The 25589-nt window shown below is 67.9% G+C and carries 22 protein-coding genes; 15 read left to right on the forward strand and 7 right to left on the reverse strand.

The window, feature by feature from the left end:
* Nucleotides 1–39 precede the first annotated feature (39 nt).
* The 3 genes from FB478_RS00600 to FB478_RS00610 all read right to left on the reverse strand — a co-directional run bounded on the left by FB478_RS00600 (nt 40) and on the right by FB478_RS00610 (nt 2716).
* Complete coding sequence (locus FB478_RS00600; RefSeq protein WP_026265995.1) at nt 40–645, reverse strand: dihydrofolate reductase family protein; 606 nt, start codon at nt 643–645, stop codon at nt 40–42.
* A gap of 109 nt (nt 646–754) precedes the next feature.
* On the reverse strand, nt 755–2077 hold the full coding sequence (sepH, locus tag FB478_RS00605) for a septation protein SepH (protein WP_056393619.1): 1323 nt from the start codon (nt 2075–2077) through the stop codon (nt 755–757).
* Between the two features lie 150 nt (nt 2078–2227).
* Complete coding sequence (locus FB478_RS00610; protein WP_018770730.1) at nt 2228–2716, reverse strand: DUF3093 domain-containing protein; 489 nt, start codon at nt 2714–2716, stop codon at nt 2228–2230.
* 115 nt (nt 2717–2831) lie between these two features.
* On the opposite strand from FB478_RS00610, the gene dut reads away from it, so the two are divergent.
* The 4 genes from dut (at nt 2832) to FB478_RS00630 (ending at nt 5290) form a co-directional block, all read left to right on the forward strand.
* A complete protein-coding gene (gene dut / locus FB478_RS00615) occupies nt 2832–3350 on the forward strand; it encodes a dUTP diphosphatase (protein ID WP_018770731.1) in 519 nt (172 codons plus the stop codon).
* 107 nt (nt 3351–3457) lie between these two features.
* Nucleotides 3458–4171: a DUF3710 domain-containing protein gene (locus FB478_RS00620; protein WP_018770732.1), complete on the forward strand. Its 714-nt coding sequence runs from the start codon at nt 3458–3460 to the stop codon at nt 4169–4171.
* A 76-nt stretch (nt 4172–4247) separates the two neighbouring features.
* Nucleotides 4248–4526 (forward strand): hypothetical protein, encoded by a 279-nt coding sequence (locus FB478_RS00625; protein WP_018770733.1) that lies wholly within the window; start codon nt 4248–4250, stop codon nt 4524–4526.
* Nucleotides 4523–5290: a DUF3159 domain-containing protein gene (locus FB478_RS00630; RefSeq protein ID WP_018770734.1), complete on the forward strand. Its 768-nt coding sequence runs from the start codon at nt 4523–4525 to the stop codon at nt 5288–5290. The genes FB478_RS00625 and FB478_RS00630 overlap by 4 nt, the downstream gene beginning before the upstream one ends.
* Before the next feature lie 73 nt (nt 5291–5363).
* Here FB478_RS00630 and FB478_RS00635 read toward each other — a convergent pair whose 3' ends face one another.
* Both FB478_RS00635 and FB478_RS00640 read right to left on the reverse strand, forming a co-directional pair.
* Nucleotides 5364–6137 carry a TrkA family potassium uptake protein gene (locus tag FB478_RS00635; RefSeq protein WP_144599637.1) on the reverse strand — a complete coding sequence of 258 codons (774 nt, stop codon included), beginning with the start codon at nt 6135–6137 and terminating at the stop codon, nt 5364–5366.
* Nucleotides 6134–6808, reverse strand: a complete 675-nt coding sequence (locus tag FB478_RS00640) for a TrkA family potassium uptake protein (protein WP_018770736.1) — start codon at nt 6806–6808, stop codon at nt 6134–6136. Before FB478_RS00640 ends, FB478_RS00635 begins: the two co-directional genes overlap by 4 nt.
* Before the next feature lie 118 nt (nt 6809–6926).
* On the opposite strand from FB478_RS00640, the gene FB478_RS00645 reads away from it, so the two are divergent.
* The 11 genes from FB478_RS00645 to FB478_RS00695 all read left to right on the forward strand — a co-directional run bounded on the left by FB478_RS00645 (nt 6927) and on the right by FB478_RS00695 (nt 22108).
* Nucleotides 6927–8903 (forward strand): APC family permease, encoded by a 1977-nt coding sequence (locus FB478_RS00645; protein ID WP_043425214.1) that lies wholly within the window; start codon nt 6927–6929, stop codon nt 8901–8903.
* Nucleotides 8900–10288 carry a class I SAM-dependent RNA methyltransferase gene (locus FB478_RS00650; RefSeq protein WP_144599639.1) on the forward strand — a complete coding sequence of 463 codons (1389 nt, stop codon included), beginning with the start codon at nt 8900–8902 and terminating at the stop codon, nt 10286–10288. Before FB478_RS00645 ends, FB478_RS00650 begins: the two co-directional genes overlap by 4 nt.
* Before the next feature lie 165 nt (nt 10289–10453).
* A complete protein-coding gene (locus tag FB478_RS00655; protein WP_056393627.1) occupies nt 10454–13279 on the forward strand; it encodes an aconitate hydratase in 2826 nt (941 codons plus the stop codon).
* Between the two features lie 127 nt (nt 13280–13406).
* Entirely contained in the window at nt 13407–15380 is a 1974-nt protein-coding gene (gene dxs, locus FB478_RS00660; RefSeq protein WP_144599640.1) for a 1-deoxy-D-xylulose-5-phosphate synthase, read from the forward strand.
* Nucleotides 15377–15994, forward strand: a complete 618-nt coding sequence (locus tag FB478_RS00665; RefSeq protein ID WP_018770741.1) for a DUF402 domain-containing protein — start codon at nt 15377–15379, stop codon at nt 15992–15994. Before dxs ends, FB478_RS00665 begins: the two co-directional genes overlap by 4 nt.
* The gene (locus FB478_RS00670) at nt 15991–16551 is read left to right on the forward strand and encodes a hypothetical protein (RefSeq protein ID WP_144599641.1); all 561 of its coding nucleotides are present in this window, start codon (nt 15991–15993) and stop codon (nt 16549–16551) included. Before FB478_RS00665 ends, FB478_RS00670 begins: the two co-directional genes overlap by 4 nt.
* Before the next feature lie 9 nt (nt 16552–16560).
* On the forward strand, nt 16561–17538 hold the full coding sequence (locus FB478_RS00675) for an aldo/keto reductase (protein WP_144599642.1): 978 nt from the start codon (nt 16561–16563) through the stop codon (nt 17536–17538).
* 6 nt (nt 17539–17544) lie between these two features.
* Complete coding sequence (locus FB478_RS00680) at nt 17545–18570, forward strand: nucleoside hydrolase (protein WP_134164365.1); 1026 nt, start codon at nt 17545–17547, stop codon at nt 18568–18570.
* A 185-nt stretch (nt 18571–18755) separates the two neighbouring features.
* Complete coding sequence (locus FB478_RS00685) at nt 18756–19643, forward strand: ECF transporter S component (protein WP_144599643.1); 888 nt, start codon at nt 18756–18758, stop codon at nt 19641–19643.
* A 10-nt stretch (nt 19644–19653) separates the two neighbouring features.
* Nucleotides 19654–20442, forward strand: coding sequence for an energy-coupling factor transporter transmembrane component T (locus FB478_RS00690; protein WP_144599644.1), 789 nt, complete (start codon nt 19654–19656; stop codon nt 20440–20442).
* On the forward strand, nt 20435–22108 hold the full coding sequence (locus FB478_RS00695; protein ID WP_144599645.1) for an ABC transporter ATP-binding protein: 1674 nt from the start codon (nt 20435–20437) through the stop codon (nt 22106–22108). The genes FB478_RS00690 and FB478_RS00695 overlap by 8 nt, the downstream gene beginning before the upstream one ends.
* 40 nt (nt 22109–22148) lie before the next feature.
* Here the strand turns inward: FB478_RS00695 and FB478_RS00700 are convergent, their stop codons facing one another.
* Nucleotides 22149–24311, reverse strand: coding sequence for a 3-hydroxyacyl-CoA dehydrogenase NAD-binding domain-containing protein (locus FB478_RS00700; protein ID WP_144599646.1), 2163 nt, complete (start codon nt 24309–24311; stop codon nt 22149–22151).
* A complete protein-coding gene (locus FB478_RS00705) occupies nt 24308–25582 on the reverse strand; it encodes an acetyl-CoA C-acyltransferase (protein ID WP_186447703.1) in 1275 nt (424 codons plus the stop codon). Before FB478_RS00705 ends, FB478_RS00700 begins: the two co-directional genes overlap by 4 nt.
* Between the last annotated feature and the right edge of the window lie 7 nt (nt 25583–25589).

The following is a 25589-nucleotide window of genomic DNA, read 5'->3' on the forward strand; positions in this document are numbered from 1 at the left end:
GCCTTAGAAGCATGTCGCCGTACGGAGACGTTGAGGCCGTCAGTGCACGCGGCGATAGCGGATGTGCGTTGCCAGCGGCGAGTGGAGCACTTCGGCGGGTTCAAAGCCGAAGGATTCAACGCCGTCGAAAATCCGTTCCCCTGACCCGAGCAGCACCGGCGCGATGTCGAGGGTGAGTTCGTCGATTACTCCCGCGATCAGCGCCTGCCGGACGGTAGACGCCCCGCCGGCGATGTCCACGCCTTTGTCCCCGGCGGTGTCACGGGCGGCAGCGTAGGCGGCATCGAAGCCGTCGGTGATGAAATGGAAGGTCGTCCCGCCCTCCATCTGGAGGGAGTCGCGGGCATGATGCGTGAGGACGAACACTGGCGCGTGGTAGGGCGGTTCGGGTCCCCACCAACCGCTCCATTCCCCGTCCCAGTCTCCGCGGATAGGGCCGAACATGTTCCGCCCCATCACATAAGCGCCGCGCGGGCGCATAAGCCATTCGCTGGCCACCTTGTCGGCGTCGTTGGCCCGCGGGTCGCCCAGGTGCCACGCATGCAGTTCCATGCCCCGTCTACCCAAGGGGTTGTCGCGGCTTTGGTCCGGCCCGGCGACGAAACCGTCCAGGGAGATGGACATGTGGCAGGTTGTGTCCGGCACCGCAGACCTCCTGGTGATAGCGCTATGTGAAGCGGCCGTGTGGTGGGGAGCCTAGCACGCGCCCGTGCGTAACGCGGCCAATGCCATCATCGGTGCGGGGAGACAGCTTCTAGTCGCTCCGCGTGCCAAAAACGATTTCGTCCCAGGACGGCACGCTGGACCGCTTGGGCCGTGCGGGCCGTTCCGGCGCCTCAGTCTCCGGCAGCTGTCCGGTGGAGGGGGAAGCGTCTTCCTGCTTCGCCGCCGGGCGGCGGGGATTGCTGCCCAGCAGCTCGTCCAGCCCGGCGCCGCCGGAAGTTCCGGAACCAGCCCCGGGAGTCGGACCGGAGGGCTTCTGCGGGGACGCCGCAATGGTGATTTCCCTCGTGTCGGTGCTGACGCCGTCGTGAAGCCGCAGCGCATCATCGTGGCTGTCACGGTGCGGCGGAAGGATGCTGAGCCTCGACAGCATGGAAGGCCTGGTGTCCCTGCGCCTGATGAAGGAGTCGCCCTGGGCTGCCGGCGCATCCCGCTGGTCATCCTGTGGTTCCGTCTCCCCGGCCTCAGGTTCAGCCGCCACTTCGGAAGGGCGCGGGTGGGCAGCGGGCACGCCATGGGTCAGCAGCAGCGCCAGTGCGTCGTCGGAATCCTCATCCACGCCCAGGCGCTGGCCGCGGCGGGAGCGGAGCATGTCAAGGAGGCCGTCGGATTCCTTGCCGGAATCCTGCACGGGCACTCCCTGGCCGGCCGGCGACGTCCTGGACGCATCCGCGTCCGTCTCGAAATCAAAGGGGCGGTCGGAAACCGCGGTGAGGCGGCGGGCAGGAACGGGCCCGTCCAGCGGTTCAAGTTCGCTCAGCTGCTGCGCCCAGCGGTTGGTGTTCTGCAGGGACTTCCGTGCCGGGCTGAAGGTCCACAGTGCAGGAGGTTCTTCGCCAATTCCCGAGGTACCCCCGGGCTTGGCTTCGAAACTTGCTGAGACAGTCCAGGTACCGTCCTGGCGCCGCCACGAGTCCCACTCCACGGTTGAGGGGTCGATGCCGTGGGCGGACAGGCGGTGGGCCACCATGTCGTCCAGCGTTGCCGGGTTGTCGCCGAAGGCGGACCGGTAGACGTCGTGGCCGGGGGAAGGCGCCGCGACTTCAACTTTCCGCGCCTGCTGGGCAACATATTCGCGCTCCGCCAAGACAGGGCCCTCGTAACGCTCCACCTTGGCCAGCGGCATCCCGGACAGCTCGGCGACGTCCGCAGCCGTGGCACCGGCACGGATCCGTGCCTGGATGTCCCGGGGGGACATGGGAACGGCCGGCCTCTCCGTCCGCGGCCTGGCCGTGGACCGGCTGGCCGTCCTGAGGGCCTCATCGATCGGCAGCTGGAACATCTCGCCGCCGGGCCCGCTTAACAGGAGATGCGTCCCGTCGTCGTGCACGCCTACAAGCCGTAGATCCTGCATACAAATCCTCCACCCTGGCATTACTATCAATCGAAACTCTGCCACCCGGCGGCGGGGAATTGGCTCAAGGAGCAGGGCGCGCCGTCATTTTCCGCTGGAAGCAGGCCCGAAAGGTGCGTGCGGGCGCAAGGACCGGCGGCCCCGGCGGCGTCAGTGCCGCGTCAGGGCTGCCGTCAGCTGGTCCGGATGGCGGGTCGAGGCGAGCCAGTAGGGGGTCCGGTCGGCGGGGTCCGTGATCTCGATTTTTACGACGGGATCGATCCAGCCGCGGATGCACAGGTAGGCGAGCCCGTTGAGCCGGGTGCCCCGTTCCGCGGTCGCCTCCCCGGCCTTGAACTGCTGCACAGCGCCGACGAAACGGCGTTCGATGGTGGCCCTTCCAACGGTGAGGGTGTCAGCCGTGACCGAAATGACGGGGGTGGAAACAACCAGGAGGACCGCGATGATGGCGAAAAGCACCAATGCCGCGGTGTAGCCTGCCGCCATGCTGATGGGGGCGAAAACCAGGATGCCCGCTGCGGAGACGCCGGCCGCGATGATCCAGATCCAGGCGTTGGGCCACAGCTTCTCCCTGTAGACAACAGGTGTCCCGGCAGAGGGTGTGCTGGGAACGGACGCAGGCGAGCTTGAATCGGGCATAGCCCAAGCTTTCCACCTTTGGCCGGCTATTTCACCTTGGGACAGGCTCTGCGGCCCGGCCTCCCCGGGAGTCTCCCTAGGAGTGATTTGGGGGCGCGGGTTAGAGTGAGTGACTGTGACTGATCATCCCGCCACGGTAGACCTTGTCCCGGACGCAGCCTTGCCCGCCACCGCCGCTCCCACCCTGCAGGTCCAGTTGAAGATGCTGGATCCTGAGCTGGAAGCACCGTCCTACGCACATCCGGGCGACGCCGGCGCAGACCTCCGCGCCCGCGAGGACGTGGTCCTGATGCCCGGTGAGCGCAAATTGGTCCCCACCGGCGTGGCCATTGCCCTTCCTTATGGGTTCGTGGCGCTGATCCACCCCCGCTCCGGCCTGGCCACCAAGCATGGCCTGACGATCGTGAACGCCCCCGGGACCGTTGACGCGGGCTACCGGGGCGAGATTTCGGTAACACTGCTGAACACCGATTCGTCCCAGCCCATTGAGCTCCGGCGCGGCGATAGAATTGCCCAAATGGTTATCCAGCGGGTGGAGCACGCCCAATTCATTCCTGTCAGCGAACTGAGCGGATCCGTGCGGGGCACCGGAGGCTTCGGTTCCACCGGCGGGTTCAGCGTCCCCGGAGCCTGACCTTTAGGCTGCACCCGCAGCCACGCCGGCATGCACGACGGCGGAACCTCCAAAGTTTCGCCGGCAGGTTTCAGGACTGGCACTTTTCCAGAATTAAGGAGTCACCCATGGTCTTTGGGTTCGGCAGGAAAGCAAAGAGTGAAGAGCCGGCAGAGCCGGCCGACGAGCTCACGGTTGCGGACGGCGAAGAAAGCGGATCCGCCACCGCCGCCCGCCGCCAGGACGGCCCCTTCGATGAGGCCGAGATCAGCAGCCGCGACGGCTATGTGGATCTTGGTGCCTTGCTGATCACGCCCAGCGAGGGCCTTCAGCTCCGCCTCGAAGTCGAGGAGGCAACACAGCGCGTGGTGGCGGTGACGCTCGACCTGGACGGCTCCAGCCTCCAGCTGCAGGCCTTTGCAGCGCCCAAAACCGAGACCTTGTGGGATGAGATCCGCGAACAGATCGGCCAGTCGGTCGGTGCGCAGGGCGGCCAGGTTGAAGAGGTGGAAGGGGCTTTCGGTACCGAGCTGGTGGCCAAGCTGCCTGCCGGGCTCCCGGACGGGAGCCAGGGCTACCGCGTGGCCCGGTTCATCGGCGTCGATGGTCCCCGCTGGTTCCTGCGCGGCGTCCTGGGCGGACCTGCGGCGCTGGAACGCCCCGCCGCGGAACCGCTCGAAGCACTGTTCCGGCAGGTCGTAGTGGTCCGTGGCGACAGCCCCATGCCCCCGCGGGACCTCCTGCAGCTGAGGCTGCCGAAGGACGCCTCCGCCACTCCTCCGCCCGCCGCGCCCACCCTGGAGGAGCCCGAACGTGGTCCCGAAATTACCCAGATCGGCTGAGTCTCCCTACAACAACCCGGTCCATGCGTCCGGCCGGATCACCCCACTGGGGCAACTTCCTGACAAGGGACGCGTCATGTGCCAGGGGCACATTGAATCGGTGACCTTTGTTCCTGCCGACCGGACCCCGGAATTCAGTGCCATCCTGTCCGAGGATGACGCCGAACGTCCGGGCCCTGGTCCGAAGCGGGGCAGGCCGCCCCGGCTCCGTGTCGTCTGGGTGGGCCGCCGCCGCGTGCCGGGCATCGAAGCGGGCGCGCGGATCCGGGTTGAGGGGATGCTGGCCCGGGGCGAAGACATGCCCACCATATTCAATCCCCGCTACGAGATACTGTCCCGCCAGGAGAACGAATGACCGCGCAAGAGCCCGAACAGCCGTCCGGCCCTGCACATCCGGGCAGAGAACAGCAGGGCAGGCCGCAGGCTCCCGGTCCATCGCCCGTTGCCGGCCTCGCCGCCGGGTACGCCGCCAAAGCGGGACTCCACCGCACCCACGACGGGCAGGTGGACGTGCTGCGCAGCGCCGGGGGAGTGCAGGGAATTGCCGAGAGCATCGTTCCCGGCCTGGTGTTCCTGGTGGCGTTCACCATCACCCGCGAGCTCACGCTGTCACTGGTGGCCGCCCTGGCATCGGCAGCCGTGTTCACCGTTGTCCGCCTGATACAGCGGCGGCCTCTGACCCAGGCCCTGGCGGGGATTGTCGGCGTCGGCATCTCCGCCTGGCTGGCCAACACCACCGGCAAGGCCGAAGACTTCTACCTCCCCGGCTTCTTCACCAACGCCGCCTACATCCTGGCGATGGTCATCTCTATTGCCGTGAAGTGGCCCGTGGCCGGGCTCCTCTTTGGCTTCATCCGCAACGAGGGCGTGGAATGGCGTAAGGAACCTGACCGGGTCAAGGCGTACCGCCTGGGCACCTGGATCATCGTGGGCGTCCTGGCGCTCCGGCTCATTGTGCAGGTGCCCCTCTACCTGATGGGCACCGACGGCCTGGCCGCCCTCGCCACCACACGGCTCATTATGGGCGCCCCCCTGTACATCCTGGGCGTCTGGGTGGCCTGGCTGGTGACCCGGCCTGCCCCGGCGGAGCCTGAAGCCGGCACAGACCAGCCCGCCTGACAGACCAGGCCGCCTGACAGACCAGCCCGCCTGACGGCCAGGCCGCCCCGCCTCTCCCCGGGCAGCGGCGGACCTAGCCGTCGAAGCCGTCGTCCTCCGGGACCGGGCCGTATCCGCTGGCGGTGGCCGGCTGGGCGCTGCTGCCCGCCTGCTCTCCACCGTTGATCCCGGCGGTGTCGATGCTGCCGGGTGCGGAGGAAAGCAGCTCCCGCAGCCGGTCCTCGGCGGCGATGGTGGTGACGAAGAAGAGTTCATCGCCGCCGTCGATCACGTCGTCGCGGCTGGGGGTAATGGGTGCCTGGTCCCGCAGGATCGCCACCAGGGTGGCGTCCTCCGGCCAGTGGATGTCGCCCACGGTCATGCCGATCACGTGCGAATCATGCGGGACGGTGAATTCCACCAGCGACGCCACGCCCGTCTGAAGCGTCAGCAGCCGGACCAGGTCGCCGATCTCCACTGCCTCTTCCACCAGGGCCGTCATCAGCTGCGGGGTGTTCACGGCGACGTCGACACCCCATGAATCGTTGAACATCCAGTCGTTCTTGGGGTTGTTCACCCGGCCCACCGTCCGGCCAACCCCGAACTCGGTCTTGGCCAGCAGGGACACCACCAGGTTCACCTTGTCATCGCCCGTGGCGGAAACCACCACGTCGGCGTCTTCCACCTTCGCGCCCTGCAGGGTGGAGAGCTCGCAGGCGTCACCCACCAGCCAGTGGGCGCCCCGCAGGCCGCTGCGCCCGATCACTTCCGGTTTGAGGTCGATAAGGAGGATTTCGTGCTTGTGCGCCAGCAGTTCGCGGGCAATGGACGATCCGACGCTGCCGGCGCCGACAATAACGACTTTCACTGATACTCCTTGGCGGGGGCTTTGGCGAGGATCTGGGCGATCTGGGCGCTGCGGTCCACCTGCAGCATGGCGTGCACGGTGTCGCCATCCTGGTAGGCGGTTCCGGCGTCGGGCAGCAGGCCCTCGCCGAAGCGGGTCAGGTACGCCACGCGCACATCGGCAGCCTTCTCAATGCTGCTGATGCGGTGCCCGATCCAGCCGGCGTCGAGGTCCAGTTCGGCCAGGACCAGGCGTCCTGAGGGCTCCCGGAAGTCGCCCGCGAGGTGCTGTTCGGGAAGGATGCGGCGCAGCACCTGGTCGGCGCTCCAGCGGACGGCCGCCACGGTGGGAATGCCAAGGCGCTGGTAAATCTCGGCGCGACCCGGGTCATAGATCCTTGCGACGACGTGCGGGACGTGGAAGGTCTCACGGGCCACACGGGTGGCCAGGATGTTGGAGTTGTCCCCGCTGGAGACCGCGGCGAAGGCATAGGCCTCGCCCACCCCGGCCTGCTTGAGGGTGTCCCGGTCAAAGCCAATGCCCGTGACTTTCCGTCCGGTAAAGCCCTGGCGGAGCCGGCGGAAGGCGCGGTCGTCCTGGTCGATGATGGCCACGGAATGTCCGGCATCCTCCAGCGTGTGCGCCAGCGTTGCCCCCACCCGGCCACATCCCATGATCACGAAATGCGCCACCGTATCTCCTCCATATGTAAGTCAGGATCGTGCAGCTAGAACTCTACCGGCACGGCCCTGGTTAGGCCCGGCCGGGGCCCGTCATGACATCGTCCGCGATTCAGACTAGCTTTGTGGGGTGTTGACAATACTGAACGCCGTCAAACGCGTGCTGGTGGGCAGGCCGTTCCGGAACGACCGGCTGGCCCATACCCTGCTTCCCAAGAAGATCGCACTGCCGATCTTCGCCTCCGACGCCCTTTCCTCCGTAGCCTACGCGCCGGACGAGATCCTCCTGACCCTTGCCCTGGCAGGTGTGAGCGCCGTGGCGATCTCGCCCCTGGTGGGACTGGCGGTGATGGTGGTCCTGCTGACCGTTGTCGCTTCCTACCGGCAAAACGTCCACGCGTACCCGTCGGGCGGCGGCGACTACGAGATCGCCAACGTAAACCTCGGCAAGTACGCCGGGCTGACGGTAGCGTCGGCCCTCCTGGTGGACTATGTCCTGACCGTTGCCGTGTCCATGTCCTCGGCAGCGGCGTACCTCACCACTGCTGTACCGTCACTGCACGGTGAGCAGGCCGTCATCGCCACCATCGGCGTCGTCATCCTTGCCCTGGTCAACCTGCGCGGCATCAAGGAAGCGGGCAGCGTTTTCGCCGTCCCCACCTACATCTTCATGGCATCGATCCTGGGCATGACCGCGGTGGGCGTGTTCCAGGCCGCAACGGGGCAGCTGGGGGAGGCGCCGTCGGCGGCCTTCACCATCGTCCCCACGGAAGGCTTCGACCAGGGCCTGGTGGGCCTGGCCGGCGCGTTCCTGCTGCTCCGGGCCTTCTCCTCCGGCGCCGCAGCGCTTACGGGCGTGGAAGCGATCAGCAACGGCGTGCCGAACTTCAGGCACCCAAAGAGCAAGAATGCGGCCACCACCCTCCTGCTCCTGGGGGTGATCGGCGCCGCGATGCTGGCCGGCATCATCTACCTGGCCAACGCCACCAAGGTCCACATCGTGCTGGATCCGGCCACGGAATTCCTGCTCGACGGGAACCCGCTGCCGGAGGGATACGTCCAGAACCCGGCCATCAGCCAGATTGCCCAGACCATCTTCGGCCCGGGCAGCATCCCGTTCTACATCGTGGTGGCGGCCACCGGCGTCATCCTGGTGTTCGCGTCCAACACGGCCTTCAACGGCTTCCCGGTCCTCGGCTCCATCCTGGCCCAGGACGGCTACCTTCCCCGCCAGCTCCGGACCAGGGGCGACAGGCTTGCGTTCAGCAACGGTGTCCTTGCCCTCGCGGCAGGCGCCCTGGTGCTCATCATTTCGTTCGACGCGGACGTCACCAAGCTCATCCAGCTCTACATCGTGGGCGTCTTCATCTCCTTCACCCTCAGCCAGCTCGGCATGATCCGGCACTGGGGGCGCGAGCTGAAGCTTGCCAAGGACAAAGCCGTCCGGCGCCGGATGATGAAGTCCCGCACCATCAACAGCATCGGCTTCGGCATGACCGGGCTGGTGCTGGTCATCGTCCTCATCACCAAGTTCGAACAGGGCGCCTGGATCGCCCTCCTGGCCATGTTCGTCCTCTTCCTGATCATGTGGAGCATCCGGGCGCATTACGACAACGTGGCCAAGGAACTCGCGGTGGATGAGGACTCCTCACCCCGGGCCCTGCCCACCAGGGTGCACGCCGTCCTGCTGGTGTCCCACGTCCGCAAACCCGTCCTGCGTGCGCTGGCCTACGCCCGTGCGTCCCGGCCCTCCCGGCTGGACGCCATAACGGTGGACATCGACGCGGAGGAAACGGCCCACACCATCGCCGACTGGGAAAAGCTCGAAATCCCGGTCCCGCTGACCGTCCTGGCCAGCCCCTACCGCGAGACGGTCACGCCCATCATGGAGTACATCAAGCAAATGCGCCTGGACTCCCCGCGGGACCTGATCGTGGTCTACATCCCGGAATACGTGGTGGGCAAGTGGTGGGAGCAGCTGGTGCATAACCAGACCGCCCTGCGCATCAAGACCCGCCTGCACTTCGAACCCGGAGTCATGGTGGCCAGTGTTCCGTGGCAGCTCAAATCATCCGAAGAAGCAAAGAACCTCCAGGACGTCCAGTGACCGCAAGAACTTCAACAGCCGCGCCGCAGGCACCGGACGCTGCCGGGCATGCAGGCGAAGAGGCGGTCCTCGACGTCGGGCCCGTGGCCCATGGCGGGCACTGTGTTGCGCGGCATGAGGGCAGGGTCATCTTTGTCCGGCACGCCATCCCGGGAGAGAAAGTCCGGGTCCGGCTGACCGATGCAGCGGACGACGCCAAGTTTTGGCGGGCGGACGTCATCGAGGTGCTCGAGGCTTCCCCCGACCGGGTGGAGCACTTTTGGCATCCTGCGGATTCCCGCCGGGCATGGGGCCACGGCCACCCGCCTGTGGGGGGTGCGGAGTTCGGGCACATGACACTGGCCCGGCAGCGCAGCCTCAAGGCGGATGTCCTGGCCGAACAGCTCACTCGGCTGGCCGGCTTTGAGCAACTGCCCGCCGCCTGGGCGGGCAGCGTGGAGGCGGTAGGGGAAAAGTACGACGGCGGCACCGGCCTTGGGTGGCGCACACGGGCCAGCTTTTCGGTCACCCCCGGCGGCAGGCTGGGAATGCACGCTCACCGTTCCAACCAGATCATCCCGGTGCGGGAGATGCCCCTGGCCAGCGACGCCATCAACGCGCTGCGCTTGTGGGACTTGGACCTCCAGGGCATCGAGCGGGTTGAGGTGGCCGCTCCGGCCAACGCTTCCCGGCCCCTGGTGCTCCTTGCGCCCGCGCCCGGGACAAAGGACAAACGGCTGAGGGCAATTGCTGCGGAAGTGCCGGGGGACGTTTCCGTGGCGGCCTTTGATGCGCTGACCGGTGACGTGACACAGCTCCGCGGCCGGACCTGGGTGCAGGAGTCCGCCGAGGGACACGATTTCCGCGTTACCGGAGAGGGCTTCTGGCAGATCCACCGCGACGCGCCCGGGACACTTGTGGGGGCTGTCACAGAATTCCTCCGGCATGGAGACTTCCTCCACCCCGGAGCCGTGGTGGCCGACCTCTACGCAGGAGCCGGGCTCTTCACCGCTGTCCTGGCCGACGCAGTGGGGGAGACCGGGTCCGTGCTCTCGGTCGAAGGGGCGCCCGGCGCCAGCCGCGACGCCCGGAAAAACCTGCACTCCGCGCCGCAGGTGGAGGTGGTCCAGGGCCGCGTGGAACGGGTCCTGCGCCAGAAGCCGCGGAATTTCGACGCCCTGGTCCTTGACCCGCCCAGGGCCGGAGCCGGGAAAGCCGTCGTCGGCCAACTCGTTGCCTCGCAGCCCCGGGCCATTGCCTACGTGTCCTGCGACCCGGCGTCGTTCGCCCGTGACCTGGGTTACTTCCGCCGCTCAGGGTGGGACCTCGCCGGCCTCCGGGCCTTCGACCTGTACCCCCACACCCACCACCTTGAGACCGTGGCACTGCTGGCTCCGGCTCCGTGATGCGGCCGCGGTTTTGGACTACGATGACCGTAGTAGTCCCACGTCGCGCCCGAATTCTCGGCCGGCCGTGTGCAATTTTCGGGCCCTGTAACTACTTAGGGCGTCCTAACTAGCAGGCGGTCAACCGCGCGACAAAGATGAAACTGTTGCGAGAGGAGTCCTGCGATGAGCACTGTGGACAGCTTCGGTTCAAAAGGCAAACTTAATGTAGCCGGAACCGAATACGAAATTTTCCGGTTGAACTCCGTTGAAGGTGCAGAAGCCCTTCCGTTCAGCCTCAAGGTATTGCTTGAAAACCTGCTGAGGACCGAGGACGGCGCGAACATCACTGCCGATCACGTTCGCGCTTTGGCAGGCTGGGATCCGAATGCGGAGCCCGATACAGAAATCCAGTTCACGCCGGCACGCGTGATCATGCAGGACTTCACCGGCGTTCCCTGCGTGGTTGACCTGGCGACGATGCGTGAAGCCGTCAAGGAACTGGGCGGCGACCCCAAGCGGGTCAACCCGCTGGCGCCGGCCGAGATGGTCATCGACCACTCGGTCCAGATCGATGCCTTCGGCAACTCCGGCGCGCTGGAGCGCAACATGGAGATCGAATACCAGCGCAACGGTGAGCGCTACCAGTTCCTGCGCTGGGGCCAGACCGCGTTCGACGACTTCAAGGTGGTTCCCCCGGGAACCGGCATTGTGCACCAGGTCAACATCGAGTACCTGGCCCGCACCGTCATGACCCGCGAAGTGGGCGGCGTCCTGCGCGCCTACCCTGACACCTGCGTAGGCACCGACTCCCACACCACCATGGTCAACGGCCTGGGCGTGCTGGGCTGGGGCGTGGGCGGCATCGAAGCCGAGGCCGCCATGCTCGGCCAGCCCGTCTCCATGCTGATCCCGCGCGTCGTGGGCTTCAAGCTCAGCGGCAGCATCCCCGCCGGCGCCACCGCAACCGACGTAGTGCTGACCATCACCGAGATGCTCCGCAAGCACGGCGTGGTGGGCAAGTTCGTGGAGTTCTACGGCGAGGGTGTCGCAGCGGTGCCGCTGGCCAACCGCGCCACCATCGGCAACATGAGCCCGGAGTTCGGCTCCACGGCTGCCATGTTCCCGATCGACGACGTCACCCTGGACTACCTGCGCCTCACCGGCCGCTCCGAGCAGAACGTCGCCCTCGTGGAGGCGTACGCGAAGGAACAGGGCCTGTGGCACGACGCGTCGCGCGACATCAAGTTCTCCGAGTACCTGGAACTGGACCTGTCCACCGTTGTCCCGTCCATTGCAGGCCCCAAGCGCCCGCAGGACCGCATCGAGTTGACCGAGGCCAAGGACGAGTTCCGCCACGACCTCAAGAACTACGTGTCCCATGACGCCAACGCGGGCACCCTGGACGAGTCCCTCGAAGAGAGCTTCCCGGCCTCCGACGCCCCGTCCTTCACCTCCGGCGGAACCCACGTCTCCGACACCGACCGCGAACCGCCGAAGTATTCGGCGGCCCACGGCGGCGCCGGGCGGATCACCAGCCCGGTTCCCGTGAAGATGGCTGACGGACGCGAGTTCGAGCTGGACCACGGCGCGGTCACCATCGCGTCCATCACGTCCTGCACCAACACGTCCAACCCCTCGGTCATGCTGGCCGCCGCCGTCCTGGCGCGCAACGCCGTCGAAAAGGGCCTCACCGCCAAGCCGTGGGTAAAGACCTCAGTCGCCCCGGGTTCGAAGGTTGTCACCGACTACTACGAAAAGTCCGGCCTGACCCCCTACCTGGAGAAGCTCGGCTTCTACATCGTGGGCTACGGCTGCGCCACCTGCATCGGCAACTCCGGCCCGCTGGAACCCGAGATCTCCGAGGCCATCCAGGCCAACGACCTCGCCGTCAGCGCCGTCCTGTCGGGCAACCGCAACTTCGAAGGCCGGATCAACCCGGACGTCAAGATGAACTACCTGGCGTCCCCGCCGCTGGTCATCGCCTACGCCCTGGCCGGTTCCATGGACTTCGACTTCGAGACCGACGCGCTCGGCAAGGACGAGGCCGGCAACGACGTCTTCCTGAAGGACATCTGGCCCAACCCCGTTGAGGTCCAGCAGGTCATCGATTCCTCGATCGACAAGGAAATGTTCGCCAAGGGCTACGAGGGCGTCTTCGACGGCGACGACCGCTGGAAGGCACTGGACACCCCGGCTGGCGACACCTTCGCCTGGGATCCGAACTCCACCTACGTCCGGAAGCCCCCGTACTTCGAGGGCATGCAGGCGACGCCGGAACCGGTCAAGGACATCACCGGCGCCCGCGTGCTGCTGAAGCTCGGCGACTCCGTCACCACCGACCACATCTCCCCGGCCGGTTCGTTCAAGTCCGACACCCCCGCCGGCCAGTACCTGCTGGCCAACGGCGTGGAGCGCAAGGACTTCAACTCCTACGGCTCGCGTCGTGGCAACCACGAGGTGATGATCCGCGGTACGTTCGCGAACATCCGCATCAAGAACCAGCTCCTGGACGGTGTTGAGGGTGGCTTCACCCGCGACTTCACCCAGGCTGACGGCCCGCAGGCCTACGTCTACGACGCCGCGCAGAACTACCAGGCAGCCGGCACCCCGCTGGTGGTCCTGGCCGGCAAGGAGTACGGCTCCGGTTCGTCCCGTGACTGGGCCGCCAAGGGTACCGCCCTGCTGGGTGTCAAGGCTGTCATCGCCGAAAGCTACGAGCGCATCCACCGCTCCAACCTGATCGGCATGGGCGTCCTGCCGCTGCAGTTCCCGGCCGGCGAGAACGCTGCCAGCCTGGGCCTGACCGGCACGGAAACCTTCTCGGTGGAGGGCGTCACTGCCCTGAACGAGGGCACCACGCCCAAGACCCTGAAGGTCACCGCCACCGCCGAGGACGGCTCCTCGAAGTCGTTCGACGCCGTCCTGCGCATCGATACGCCGGGTGAAGCGGACTACTACCGCAACGGCGGCATCCTGCAGTACGTGCTGCGCCAGATCTCCGCCAACTAGCGGTACTGCCAGCAGGCACCATCCTCCCGAAGCCCCGGCCGGTCACCGACCAGCCGGGGCTTCGGCTTTGCAGCCAAGCCAAGGCGTTAGAGTTAAACGGCACGTCTACCACCCGAAGGAGGGGTCATTGGGAATCTTGGACACCATCCGGAATCCGCAGGACCTGAACGAGTTGACCGAGGAACAGCTGGAACAGCTGGCCTCGGAGATCAGGGAATTCCTGATCACTAACGTTTCCCAGACGGGCGGCCACCTCGGACCCAACCTCGGCGTCGTGGAGCTGACGCTGGCCGTGCACCGCATTTTCGAATCGCCCCGCGACAGCATCGTCTTCGACACGGGCCACCAGTCCTACGTCCATAAGCTGCTGACCGGACGCCAGGACTTCAGCACCCTTCGCCAGGAAGGCGGACTCTCCGGCTACCCCGCGCGGGCCGAATCGGAGCACGACATCGTCGAAAGCTCCCACGCATCCTCCTCCCTGTCTTGGGCCGACGGCATCTCCCGCGCCCGCCAGCTCACGGGAGAAGGCGACAGGCACGTCGTCGCCATCGTGGGCGACGGCGCCCTCACCGGAGGGATGGCCTGGGAAGCCATCAACAACATCGCCGCGGACAAGAAGCGCCGCGTGGTCATCGTGGTCAACGACAACGGCCGCTCCTACGCACCCACCGTCGGCGGATTCGCCGACTACCTTGCCTCCCTGCGCCCCACCATCGACTCCTTCCGCGCCGCGCCGGCGTATGAGGGCGCACTGGACTGGTGGAAGAAGAAGCTCCAGAACGGTGGCCCGGTGGGCCAGTTCACCTACAAGAGCCTGCATGCCATGAAGAAGGGCATCAAGGACTGGTGGGCCCCGCAGGGCATGTTCGAGGACCTGGGCATGAAATACATCGGTCCGGTGGACGGGCACAACCTCCAGGCCATGGAACACGCGCTCTCCACCGCCAGGAATTACGGCGGCCCCGTCATCGTCCACGCCATGACGGAGAAGGGCCACGGCTACGCTCCTGCCCGGGCCCATGAAGCAGACCAGTTCCACGCCGTCGGCATCATCGACCCCGAGACCGGCGAACCAACCGGCAGTGGGGGCGCCCAGTCCTGGACCTCCGTCTTCGCCGATGAGATCGCCGCCATCGCCGACGAGCGCGAGGACATTGTCGGCATCACCGGCGCCATGCTGATCCCGGTGGGCCTGCACAAATTTGCGGCCAAGCACCCCGAGCGCGTCATCGACGTCGGGATCGCCGAACAGCATGCGCTCACCGCGGCCGCCGGCATGGCCTTTGGCGGGCTGCGTCCGGTGGTTGCCGTCTATGCCACTTTCCTGAACCGTGCCTTCGACCAACTGCTGATGGACGTGGCCCTGCACAAGGCAGGCGTCACCATTGTCCTGGACCGTGCAGGGGTCACCGGCCCGGACGGTGCCAGCCACCACGGCATGTGGGACATGGCCATGGTCCAGATCGTCCCCGGCCTCCACCTGGCCGCGCCCCGCGACGCCACCCGGCTCCGGGAGGAACTGCGCGAAGCGGTGGCCATCAGCGACGCCCCCAGCGTGGTCCGCTTCTCCAAGGGCTCCGTTGGTCCGGCGGTCGAGGCGCTGGAGCGGCTGAGCGACGGCGTGGACATCCTTGCCCGCCGCCCCTCCGGCTCCACCGAGAACGACGTCCTGATCGTCAGCGTCGGCGCGATGTCCGAGCTGGCCCTCGACGTTTCCAACCGGCTCGGGGCGCAGGGCATCAGCACCACCGTAGTGGATCCGCGCTGGGTCCTCCCGGTCCGCCGTTCCATCATCGCGCTGGCCTCGCACCACCGGCTGGTGATCTGCATCGAAGACGGCGTCCGCGCCGGTGGCGTGGGATCGCGCATCCGGCAGGAGATGCGGGCGGCAGGCGTGGACACCGCCCTGAACGAGGTTGGCCTGCCCGTCGAATTCCTGGAGCATGGCACCCGCAACCAGGTGCTGGAGCGCGTTGGGCTGACCGCCCAGCAGATCACTCACGACGTCGTTGCGCAGGTCCTGGGAACCAAGGTTCCGTTTGCGCGGCCCCTGCCCGGGCAGCAGCACCCCACCACCGGCAGCCTCCCGATCCTGTGAGGGACGAGGACGAGCTGAAGTATCCCGGCCCCGCCGGGGAGTCCGGACCGGTCCTGCACACCACCACCACGCGCGTTCCCAACGGCCTAAAGCCGGGACAGCTGGTGGTCTCCCGGAACCGGAAGTGGAACGGCAAGGCCCACTGGGTGGTGCCGGGCCGGTACCTGGGCGAAGACCGGCACGGGTGGTGGATTTTCCAGGGCACCAACGAGTTCTGTTCCCGCCCCGGCGCCGCGTTCTACACGCGCTCCGACGCCGTCCTGCTGGTGCCGCGCGAGGGTGACTGGGTGGCCACGTTCTACGACTCCGCGCATCCGGCGGGAGTACGGGTCTACATCGACCTGGCGGTGGGCCACGAATGGACACACATCCGGCCGGCGGTGACCGAGTTCCACGTGATCGACATGGACCTGGACGTCATCCGGACGGCTGACCGCGGCGTCTTCATCGACGACCAGGACGAGTTCGCCGAACACAGCGTCTCCATGCGCTACCCGCAGCAACTGATTGAGGACATCCAAGCCGCAGCGGACGGGCTCTACCACGCCGTGAAGGCACAGCAGGCGCCATTCGACGGCACCGACGTCGAATGGTTTACAGAAGGACGTAAATGAGCGGCATTGTCAGGGTCTACAAGCGCGACGACGAGGGCACCCTCCACTTCCGGGAGGCCTGGTTCGACGATGAGTACTCCCAGTTCGTCATGAACTTCGGCGCCGTGGGGCACCAGAGCAAAACCGAGGAAACCGACGTCCCGGATGCTGCTGCCGCGGAGGGCCTCCTGGACGCCTTCGCAGCCCAGTGCGCGGAGGACGGCTACGCCGAGATCCCCACCGAGGAACAGTTCTGGGTGGTGGCGCAGTTCGCGCTCAAGACCAAGGAGGGCACCGACCGGGACCGCTACCTGGAGCAGAAGGCCACGGACGCCCTGATCAGCCACCTCGCCTGGCGCGGCCTGGGCACGGTGGAGCGGTCCGAATTCACTGACTACAAGCTCAACATCTTCTGCCTCTGCCCGGACGTGAACAAGGCCGTCAACGCCATCAAAGTCTGCGCCCGCGGCGAGGACCTTGACTTCACCAAGCTCAGCATCGGCGCCGCCCCCTACGGCGACCCTGACCACTTCAAGCTCAAGCACTCAGCCAAGCCCGCCAGCAACTTCACCCTCTAGGAGGCGTCCTTGACCAGTTACAGCCGCGTTGGAAAATCCGGCCTGACCGTCTCCACCGTGGGCCTTGGCTGCAACAACCTTGGCCGGGCCAATACCGCCACCGAGACGCAGGACGCCACGGACGCCGTCGTCCACGCAGCGGTGGATGCCGGCATCACCCTCTTCGACGTTGCCGACACCTATGGGCGGGAGCCCGGATTGAGCGAAACCATGCTCGGCAAGGCCCTCGGAAACAAGCGCTCCGGCGTCGTCCTGGCCACCAAATTCGGCATGGACATGAAGGGCGGCAGCGGGCCGGACTTCGGCGCCCGCGGGTCGCGGCGCTACATCATCCAGGCGGTGGAGGCCTCGCTGCGGCGCCTCGGCACGGACTGGATCGACCTCTACCAGTTCCACACCCCGGATCCGCTGACCCCCATCGATGAGACCCTCGCGGCGCTGGACACCCTGGTCCGCAGCGGCAAGGTCCGCTACATCGGCCACTCCAACCGTTCCGGCTGGCAGATCGCCCAGGCGGAGTACGTGGCCCGCGAACTGGGCACGGCCCGCTTCATCTCCACCCAGAACCACTACAACCTCCTGGACCGCCGTGCCGAGCTTGAGGTGACGCCCGCCGCGGAGGAGTTCGGGCTCGGTGTCCTGCCGTATTTCCCGCTGGCCAACGGACTCCTCACCGGCAAGTACTCACCGGGCCATGCCCCGGAGGGGTCCCGGCTCAGCCACACCCGCACCAACATGGTGGACGACGCCGACTGGGACCAGTTGGGCCGGTTCAGCGCCTTCGCGAAGGAACGCGGGCTGACTGAAATCGAGGTGGCCTTCTCCTGGCTTGCCGCCCAGCCCTCGGTGGCCAGCGTCATCGCCGGGGCCACCAGGCCGGAGCAGGTCAGGCAGAACGCGGAAGCGGCGAACTGGGTCCCCACGCCCGAAGACCTGGCTGACCTGGACGGGATCTTCCCGGCAGTGCCCAAGGTCGCGCTCTTCTAGGCCGCCGTGCCCGCCTACCTCCTGGATGTTGACACCGGGATCGACGACGCCCTGGCCCTTGCCTACCTGGCCGCCCTCCCGGACACGGAGATCGTGGCGGTCACGGCCTCTCCCGGCAACGTGGACGCGGACCAGGTTGCCCGCAACACCCTGGCCCTGCTGGAACTGTGCGGCAGGTCCGGGGTCCAGGTGGCGGTTGGTGCCCGCCAGCCCCTGTCCATCCCGCTGCTCACCACCCCTGAGACCCACGGACCGCAAGGGATCGGGTACGCCGTGCTGCCCGAACCCGCCGGGCGGCTCTGCGACCGGGACGCCGTGGACCTCTGGATCGAACATGCCAGGGCCAGGCCAGGCGAGCTCACCGCGCTCATCACCGCACCGCTGACCAACTTCGCCCTGGCCCTGCGCAAGGAACCGGAACTGCCCAACCTCCTGGCCAAGGCAGTAATCATGGGCGGCGCCTTCTACCACCAGGGCAACACCACCCCCACCGCCGAGTGGAACACGCACGTGGATCCGCACGCCGCCAAGGAGGTCTACGCCGCGTACCGGGGAAGGCCGCTGGAGAAACTCCCCATCGTCTGCTCCCTTGACACCACCGAACGCATGGAACTGCACCCGGCCCACGTCACGGCGCTGGCCCGGGCCGCGGGTGCCGGCGTTCCCGAACTGCTGCTCCCGGAACAGCCGGAAGGGCGGCGCAGCACCTCCGACAACACCCTCATCAGGCACCTTTCAGATGCCCTGCGGTTCTACTTTGAATTCCACCGGCTCTACGACCAGGGATACCTGGCCCACGTCCACGACTTCTTCGCCGCAGGAGTCGCGGCAGGCACGCTCGAGTACACGGCGCGGACCGCCACCGTGGACGTCGAAACGGATTCGCCGCTCCTGGCGGGAACCACTGTGGCCGACTTCCGCGGGCTCTGGGGCACACCCCCAAACGCCAGGATTGTCGACAGCAACAACCCGGAGCAGGCGTTCCGCGAACTCGTGTCCGCCATCGGAAGCCTGGCCCGCCGGGTTGGCTGACAGGGCAGGGACGGACCCGTCATGACCGGGCCACCCGGCACGGGACGCTGCCGGACGATGGCCGGTAGAATGGGCCACGGACCGGCCAGGCGCAGTTGCCGCCGGCTGCTGCCGAGGTGACATAGGCAGCCACACTCCGGCCCGGCACTGCCGGGCCACTGCCTGCACCCAAAGGAACATTCCCCATGTCATCGCCCTCTTTGACGCTTCCGTCCCAGGAACGCCCGGCGGCCCGCCGCCGGCTGCTGGAGATCCTCGGCGCCCTGGCCATCGCGGCCACCTATGTCTACCTGGTGCTCAACCAGCCGGCAGACATCACCGGAGGTCCGGGCAGCGCATCGGCCCTGATCGCCCTCACCGGCTTCCTGGCAGGCGCAGTCCTGCTGATCGTCGCCGTCCTGCCCACGCTGCCCGCGTCCACCCTGGTGCTCATTCCGGTGGCCCTGGTCCTGAACATCGTGCTCGGCCAGTTCGTTGGCAGCACCCTGGTTCCCTTCTACCTCGACGCCATCGGCACGGTGTTGATCGCGGTCCTGGCCGGCCCGGCCGCCGGTGCCGCCACCGGAGCTCTCAGCAGCATCGTCTGGTCCTTCTTCAACCCCACGGTGCTTCCGTTCGCAGCCGGCGCCGCGCTCATTGGCTGCCTCGCCGGGCTGGCAGCACGCTACGGCCTCTTCCGCCGCTTCTACCTGGCTCCCGTGGCCGGTTTCGCCACCGGAATCATCGCCGGCGTGGCGTCCGCCCCGGTGGCCGCCTTCGTCTTCGGGGGCACCTCCGGCGTGGCCACGGGGGCCATCGTCAGCGCCTTCCGGGCCATGGGGGACACCCTCCTGGCCGCGATCACCAAGCAGGCACTGATCTCCGACCCTATGGACAAGGCCATCGTGTTCACAGTCGTGGCCATCCTGGTCTATGCGCTGCCCCGCAGGGCACGCCTGCAGTTCCCTTTCGTGCGGCGCCACCGGGTCCTGGCCGGCAACACCCCCGTGGAGGCCGCGGCTGACGCTCCCGCACAGGGGCCCGGGCACGGTCCCGCGCAGGGCACCTCCCCGGATTCTGCACGGAAGGGCTGACCGCAACGCTGTGACGGCACCATCGGCAGGCAGGACGGCAGCGCCGGCCAGGCGGGAACGCCTTAACCCGCTGACGTCGCTGACGGCTGCCGCGGCCACGGCGGCCATTACGACGGCGGCCGGCACCTGGCCGCTGTCCCTCGCCGTGGTTGCCGCCTGCCTTGGCCTGTCCGTGGCGGGCGGCACGGCCCGGCGGGTGCTCCCGGCGGCTGCGGCAGTCCTGGTCCCGCTTGGCCTGTCGCTGCTGTGGCTGCACGGACTGTTCTTCCCGGAGGGCAGGACCGTCCTGGCAGAGTGGGGACCTGCCCGTATCACCCAGGAGGGCCTGGCCTTCGCCGGGCAGCGGTTCCTGCAGCTGGCGGCCGTGGTCCTGGCCCTCCTGCTGTTCTCCTTCAGCGTCCGCGTGCCCGACCTCGTGGCGGCCTTGTCCGCCCGCGGCGTACAGGGCCGGTTCGCCTTCGTCCTGGCGTCCACCCTGACCCTGCTGCCGGCCATCGCCGCCCGGGCGCAGCGGATCCGGCAGGCCCAGGAATCACGCGGCCTGGTGGTCTCCCGCAGCCTGGTGTCCAGGTTGGGCGCGTTCCGGCTGCAGGCCGTTCCGCTGGTCCTCTCCCTGATCGATGATGCCGGCACCCGTACTGCCGCCCTGGAAGCCCGGGGACTCAGCAACACCGGGCCGCGGACCAGCTACCGCGAGGTGGCTGATTCCGGCCGGCAGCGGACAGTACGCATCGTGCTGGTGCTCGCTGCCCTGGCGGCAGTGGTTCTCCGGGTAGTGCAGGCGGGCGCAGGTGGCTGAGCCCATGGTGTCCCGCGGCCAAGGCAATGCCAGTGATGCGGGCAATGACAGTAATGCCAGTAATGCAGGCAATGCCAGTAATGCCAGTAATGCGGCCACGTCAGGCAAGCCGGTGCTGGCCGCCGGGATCCGGCACTTCACCTTCCACGACGGGCAGGTCCCGGCCCTGCAGGATGTCGCCATATCTCTTGCACCGGGCTCCTTCACGGCCATCCTGGGCGCCTCCGGAAGCGGGAAGTCCACCCTGGGCCGCCTGCTGGCCGGGTGGCTGCCTCCGGGCGGCCACGGATCGCTGGCAGGGTTCCTTGAGTTGTCCGGCACGCGCCTGGAGTTTGCCGGCGGCGCGGGGGACCCGCGGATCGATCCCGCCCAGTGGGGCCGCCACGTGGGCTTTGTCCCCCAGGACCCCGGCGCCGTGCTGTCCACCGTCCGCGCCACGGTGGCGGAGGAACTCGCGTTTGGACTGGAGAATGCCGGTACGGGGCGTGGTGACATGCAGGCGGCGGTGCAGCGCACGGCCGGGCTGCTGGGACTTCAGGGCCTGCTGGACCAGGACCCCGGGACGCTTTCCGGTGGCCAGCTCCGCCGGCTGGCCATCGGCTGCGCCATCATCGCCGGACCTCCTGTGCTGGTCATGGACGAGCCCTTCGCCTCCCTGGACGCGGCAGGGGCGGAGGATCTTGCCACCCTGGTCCTGGACCTGCTGAAGCGGGGTACCGCCGTCGTAATCCTCAGCCAGGTGGTCGACCCCCTGCTCCTGGACGCAGACACATGGGTGGTACTCGCTGGGGGCATGGTCACGGCAGCGGGGCATCCCGCCGGTATGGGAGCGGGGCATGCCAACGATGGCGGTGTCCCGCCAGTGCTGCCCCGGGCAATCAGGCGTCCTGCCGTGCCGGAGTCCGCGGTACCGCCAAGGCGGCCTGCAGCCCGGCAGGCGGGGCCGGCTGCCCTGCAGCTCCGCGGCGTCTCCTTCGCGTACCCGGACCCGCAGGTTCGCGGAAAAGAAAGCCGCAGAAGATGGGGCAGGGCGGCACCGGCGGGGGGCCTGAACACAGGCACCCCAGTGCTGCAGGACATCAGCCTGCAGGTCCACCCGGGGGAGATCGTGGCGGTCACCGGGCCCAACGGCGCCGGAAAATCGACGCTCCTGCGGCACTTCAACGGGCTGCTGCGACCCACCGCGGGAACTGTCCTGGTCAGCGGCAGCGACATCTCAAGCGACCCCGTCGGACGGACCGCTGCATCCGTGGGCCTGTTGTTCCAGCAGCCGCGCGACCAGCTGTTTGAACGGACCGTACTGCGGGAGGTCCGCTTCGGGCTGGAGCGATTGGTGGGCCGGGACATGGTTGCCGGCCGCGCCGCCGCGGCGCTTCAGGCCGTCGGGCTGGCGGAGGCCGCCGACGAGCACCCCGCCGAGCTGCCGGCATCCGCCCAGCGCCTCCTGGCGCTGGCCACCGTCCTGGCGCGCAGGCCCGCCGTCCTGGCGCTGGACGAACCTACCGTGGCACTGGACGGGGACGGGCTGGCCCTGCTGGACGCCGCCGTCGGATCGGCAGCAGCGGCGGGCGCCGCCGTCGTGCTGGTCACCCATGACCTGGGCTACGCACGGACGGCGGCGCACCGGCTCCTGACGCTCGACGGCGGCCGGCTGACCCCGGCCTGACAGGCAGCACCCACCGTCCTGGCTGCCGGCCTGGTGCCGGTTACCCTGCGGCGGGGGACGCGACGCCCGGTGCCAGGAAACGCCTGCCGTTGACCCGCTCCGCGGCCCCCACCCGGTCCAGGTACGGCGTGATGCCACCCAGGAACATGGGCCAGCCCGCGCCCAGGATCATGCACAGGTCGATGTCCTCGGGTCCGGCGACGACGCCCTCGTCCAGCATGAGGCCGATTTCCTCAGCCAGGGCATCCTGGACGCGGTGCAGCACCTGCTCCGCCGTGGACGGGCTGGAGCCAAAGGACAGCAGCTCAAGCGTGGACTGGGGGATGGTCCGCGAACCGTCCGGGGCGGTCTCCCACAGTGCTTTGACGTTGTTGTCGATGAGCTTCTTGAGGTTATCGGAGACCGGGAAGCGGTCGCCGAAGGCGGCGTTCAGGGACTCCTGGACATGCTGCGCAACGGGCAGGCCCACCATGGCCAGCAGCGTGAACGGCGTCATGGGCAGCCCCATGGGCCGCAACGCGGCGTCCGCCACCTCCGCCGGGGTGCCCTCGTCGAAGGCCGCCGTGACTTCCCCCATGAGCCTCAGCAGGATGCGGTTGACCACGAACGCGGCCGCATCCTTGACCAGCACGCCGTTCTTCTTCAGCGCCTTGGCCAGCTCGAAGGCGGTGGCCAGCACGGCATCGTCCGTGCGCGGGGCGCGGACGATTTCCAGCAGCGGCATCACAGCCACGGGATTGAAGAAGTGGAAGCCCACCAGCCGTTCGGGATGCTGCAGGTCCGCGGCCATTTCCGTCACGGAGAGCGAGGACGTGTTCGTGGCCAGGATGCACTCCGGCGCCACGATGCCTTCCAGCTCGGCGAAGACCTGCTTCTTGATGTGCAGTTCCTCGAAGACGGCCTCGATCACGAAGTCGGCGTCAGCGAAGGCGTCCTTTGACACCGAGCCCGTCACCAGCGCCTTGGTCCGGTTGGCCGCGTCCTGGCTTAGGCGCTGCTTGGCCAGCAGCTTGTCCACCTCGGCGTGGACGTACGCAACGCCTTTGTCCACGCGCGCCTGGTCGATGTCGGTCAGGACCACGGGCACCTTCAGCTGGCGGGCAAAAAGCAGGGCCAGTTGGCCGGCCATCAGTCCGGCGCCCACCACGCCCACCTTGGTGACGGGCCGGGCCAGCTTGCGGTCAGGGGCGCCGGCCGGGCGTTTGGCACGCTTCTGCACCAGGTCGAGGAAGGCGTAGACGGTGGAGCGGAACTCATCCGTCTGCATCAGCCCGGCCAGTGTTTCGCATTCCAGCGCGGCGGACTCCGCCGCTGTCATGGTGCGGTTTGCCTCGAGGATGTCCAGGACCTTGGCTGGGGCTGGGGAGGCGTTGGAGGTCTTGGCCTCGACGAAGGCCCGCCCCGCGTCCACCGCGGCGGCCCAGCGGGTTGCCGCGTCAGGGGAGGAAGGGTCGACGGCGTTGGCCCGCTCCGGGACCACCTCACCGGAGATGACACCGGCCGCCCAGGCCAGCGACTGTTCCAGGAAGTCGGCAGGCTCGAAGAGGGCGTCGGCGATGCCCATGCCGAATGCCTGCGCACCGGTGAGGGGGCGGTTGTTGCTGAGCGGGTTTTCGATCATGACCTTTACGGCATTTTCCGGGCCCACCAGGCGGGGAAGGATGTAGACGCCGCCCCAGCCGGGCACCAGGCCAAGGAAGGCTTCCGGAAGCGCCAGGGCACCCGCCCCCGCGGACACCGTGCGGTAGGTGGACTGCAGGGCGATTTCCAGGCCGCCGCCCAGCGCGGCGCCGTTGATGAAGGCGAAGCTGGGGACGCCAAGGTTTGCCAGGGTTGCATAGACGTCGTGGCCCAGCTGTGCCATCCACAGCCCGTGCTCACGCTTTTCCAGCGACTTCACGGCGGAGAGGTCCGCGCCCGCCACCAGGTAATGCGGCTTGCCGGTCACCCCGACGCCAACAATCTCGCCACGGGCCGCACGGTCGCGCAGGCCCTCCAGGACGGTGCCGAGCCCCACCAGGGTGTTGGGGCCCAGGGTGGTGGGTTTGGTGTGGTCCAGGTCGTTGTCCAGGGTGACGAGGGCAAAGGTGCCCGGGCTGGGCCTGCCCGCCGTGCCTGGCAGGGCGATGTCCTGCACATAGGAGTGGGTCACGGTTTCGTTGGGGAAAAGGTCCGCCAACTTGCGGTAATCTGCGGCGCTCATGCCATGGCTCCTTCGGAAACGGCGGCGGTCTTCCCGGAGGGGGTTCCGCTGTAGTCGGGGTGGTGCGGGTTCTCCCAGATCACGGTGCCGCCCATGCCAAGGCCCACGCACATGGTGGTGATCCCGTACCGCACGGAGGGGTCCTCTTCGAACTGGCGGGCCAGCTGGATCATCAGCCGGACACCGGAGGAGGCAAGGGGGTGCCCCACGGCGATGGCGCCGCCGTACCGGTTGACCCGGGGGTCGTCGTCGGCGATGCCGTAGTGGTCAAGGAAGCTCAGGACCTGGACGGCGAACGCCTCGTTGATCTCGAACAGGCCGATGTCCCCGATGGTCAGCCCGGCGTTCTTCAGTGCTTTCTCGGTGGCCGGGACGGGGCCGATGCCCATCACCTCGGGCTCCACCCCCGCATAGGCGTAGCTCACCAGCCGCATCTTCACGGGCAGCCCCAGCTCTGCGGCGGCCTCGGAGGAGGCAAGGACAGCGGCGGTTGCGCCGTCGTTCAGGCCGGCGGCGTTTCCGGCAGTAACCCGGCCGTGGGCCCGGAACGGCGCGCGCAGGACGGCCAGGTCGTCCATGGTGGTGCCCGGGCGCGGCGGTTCGTCCTTGCTGTGGACGGTCCAGCCCTCGCCCGGCTTCCGGGCGGCAACGGGAACCAGGTCCGGCTGGATCCTGCCGTCCCGGTAGGCGGCTGCCAGCTTGTCCTGCGAGGCCACCGCGTAGGCATCGGTGCGCTGCTTGGTGATGGCGGGGAAGCGGTCGTGCAGGTTCTCGGCCGTGTTTCCCATGTTCAGGGCTGCCGGGTCCACCAGCCGCTCGGACATGAACCGGGGGTTGGGGTCGGCGCCGGAGCCCATGGGGTGGTGGCCCATGTGTTCCACTCCGCCGGCAACCACCACGTCGTAGGCGCCGAATCCGATGCCGCCGGCCGTGGTGGTGACGGCCGTCATGGCACCGGCGCACATCCGGTCGATGGCGAAGCCGGGGACCGTCCGGGGGAGACCGGCCAGCAGCGCGGCGGTCCGGCCCAGGGTGAGGCCCTGGTCGCCGGTCTGGGTGGTGGCGGCAATGGCCACCTCATCGATCCGCTCCGAAGGCAGGGACGGGTTGCGGCGAAGGAGGCCGCGGATGCACCTCACGATCAGGTCGTCGGCCCGGGTTCCGGCGTAAATTCCTTTCTCGCCGGCCCTGCCGAAGGGTGTGCGGATGCCGTCCACAAAGACGACGTCGCGGACAGTGCGCGGGGATGCGCCGCTTCCGTGCTGGCTCACGTGTAAC

This window comes from Arthrobacter sp. AG367 (assembly GCF_007828995.1).
Taxonomy (GTDB): Bacteria; Actinomycetota; Actinomycetes; order Actinomycetales; family Micrococcaceae; genus Arthrobacter.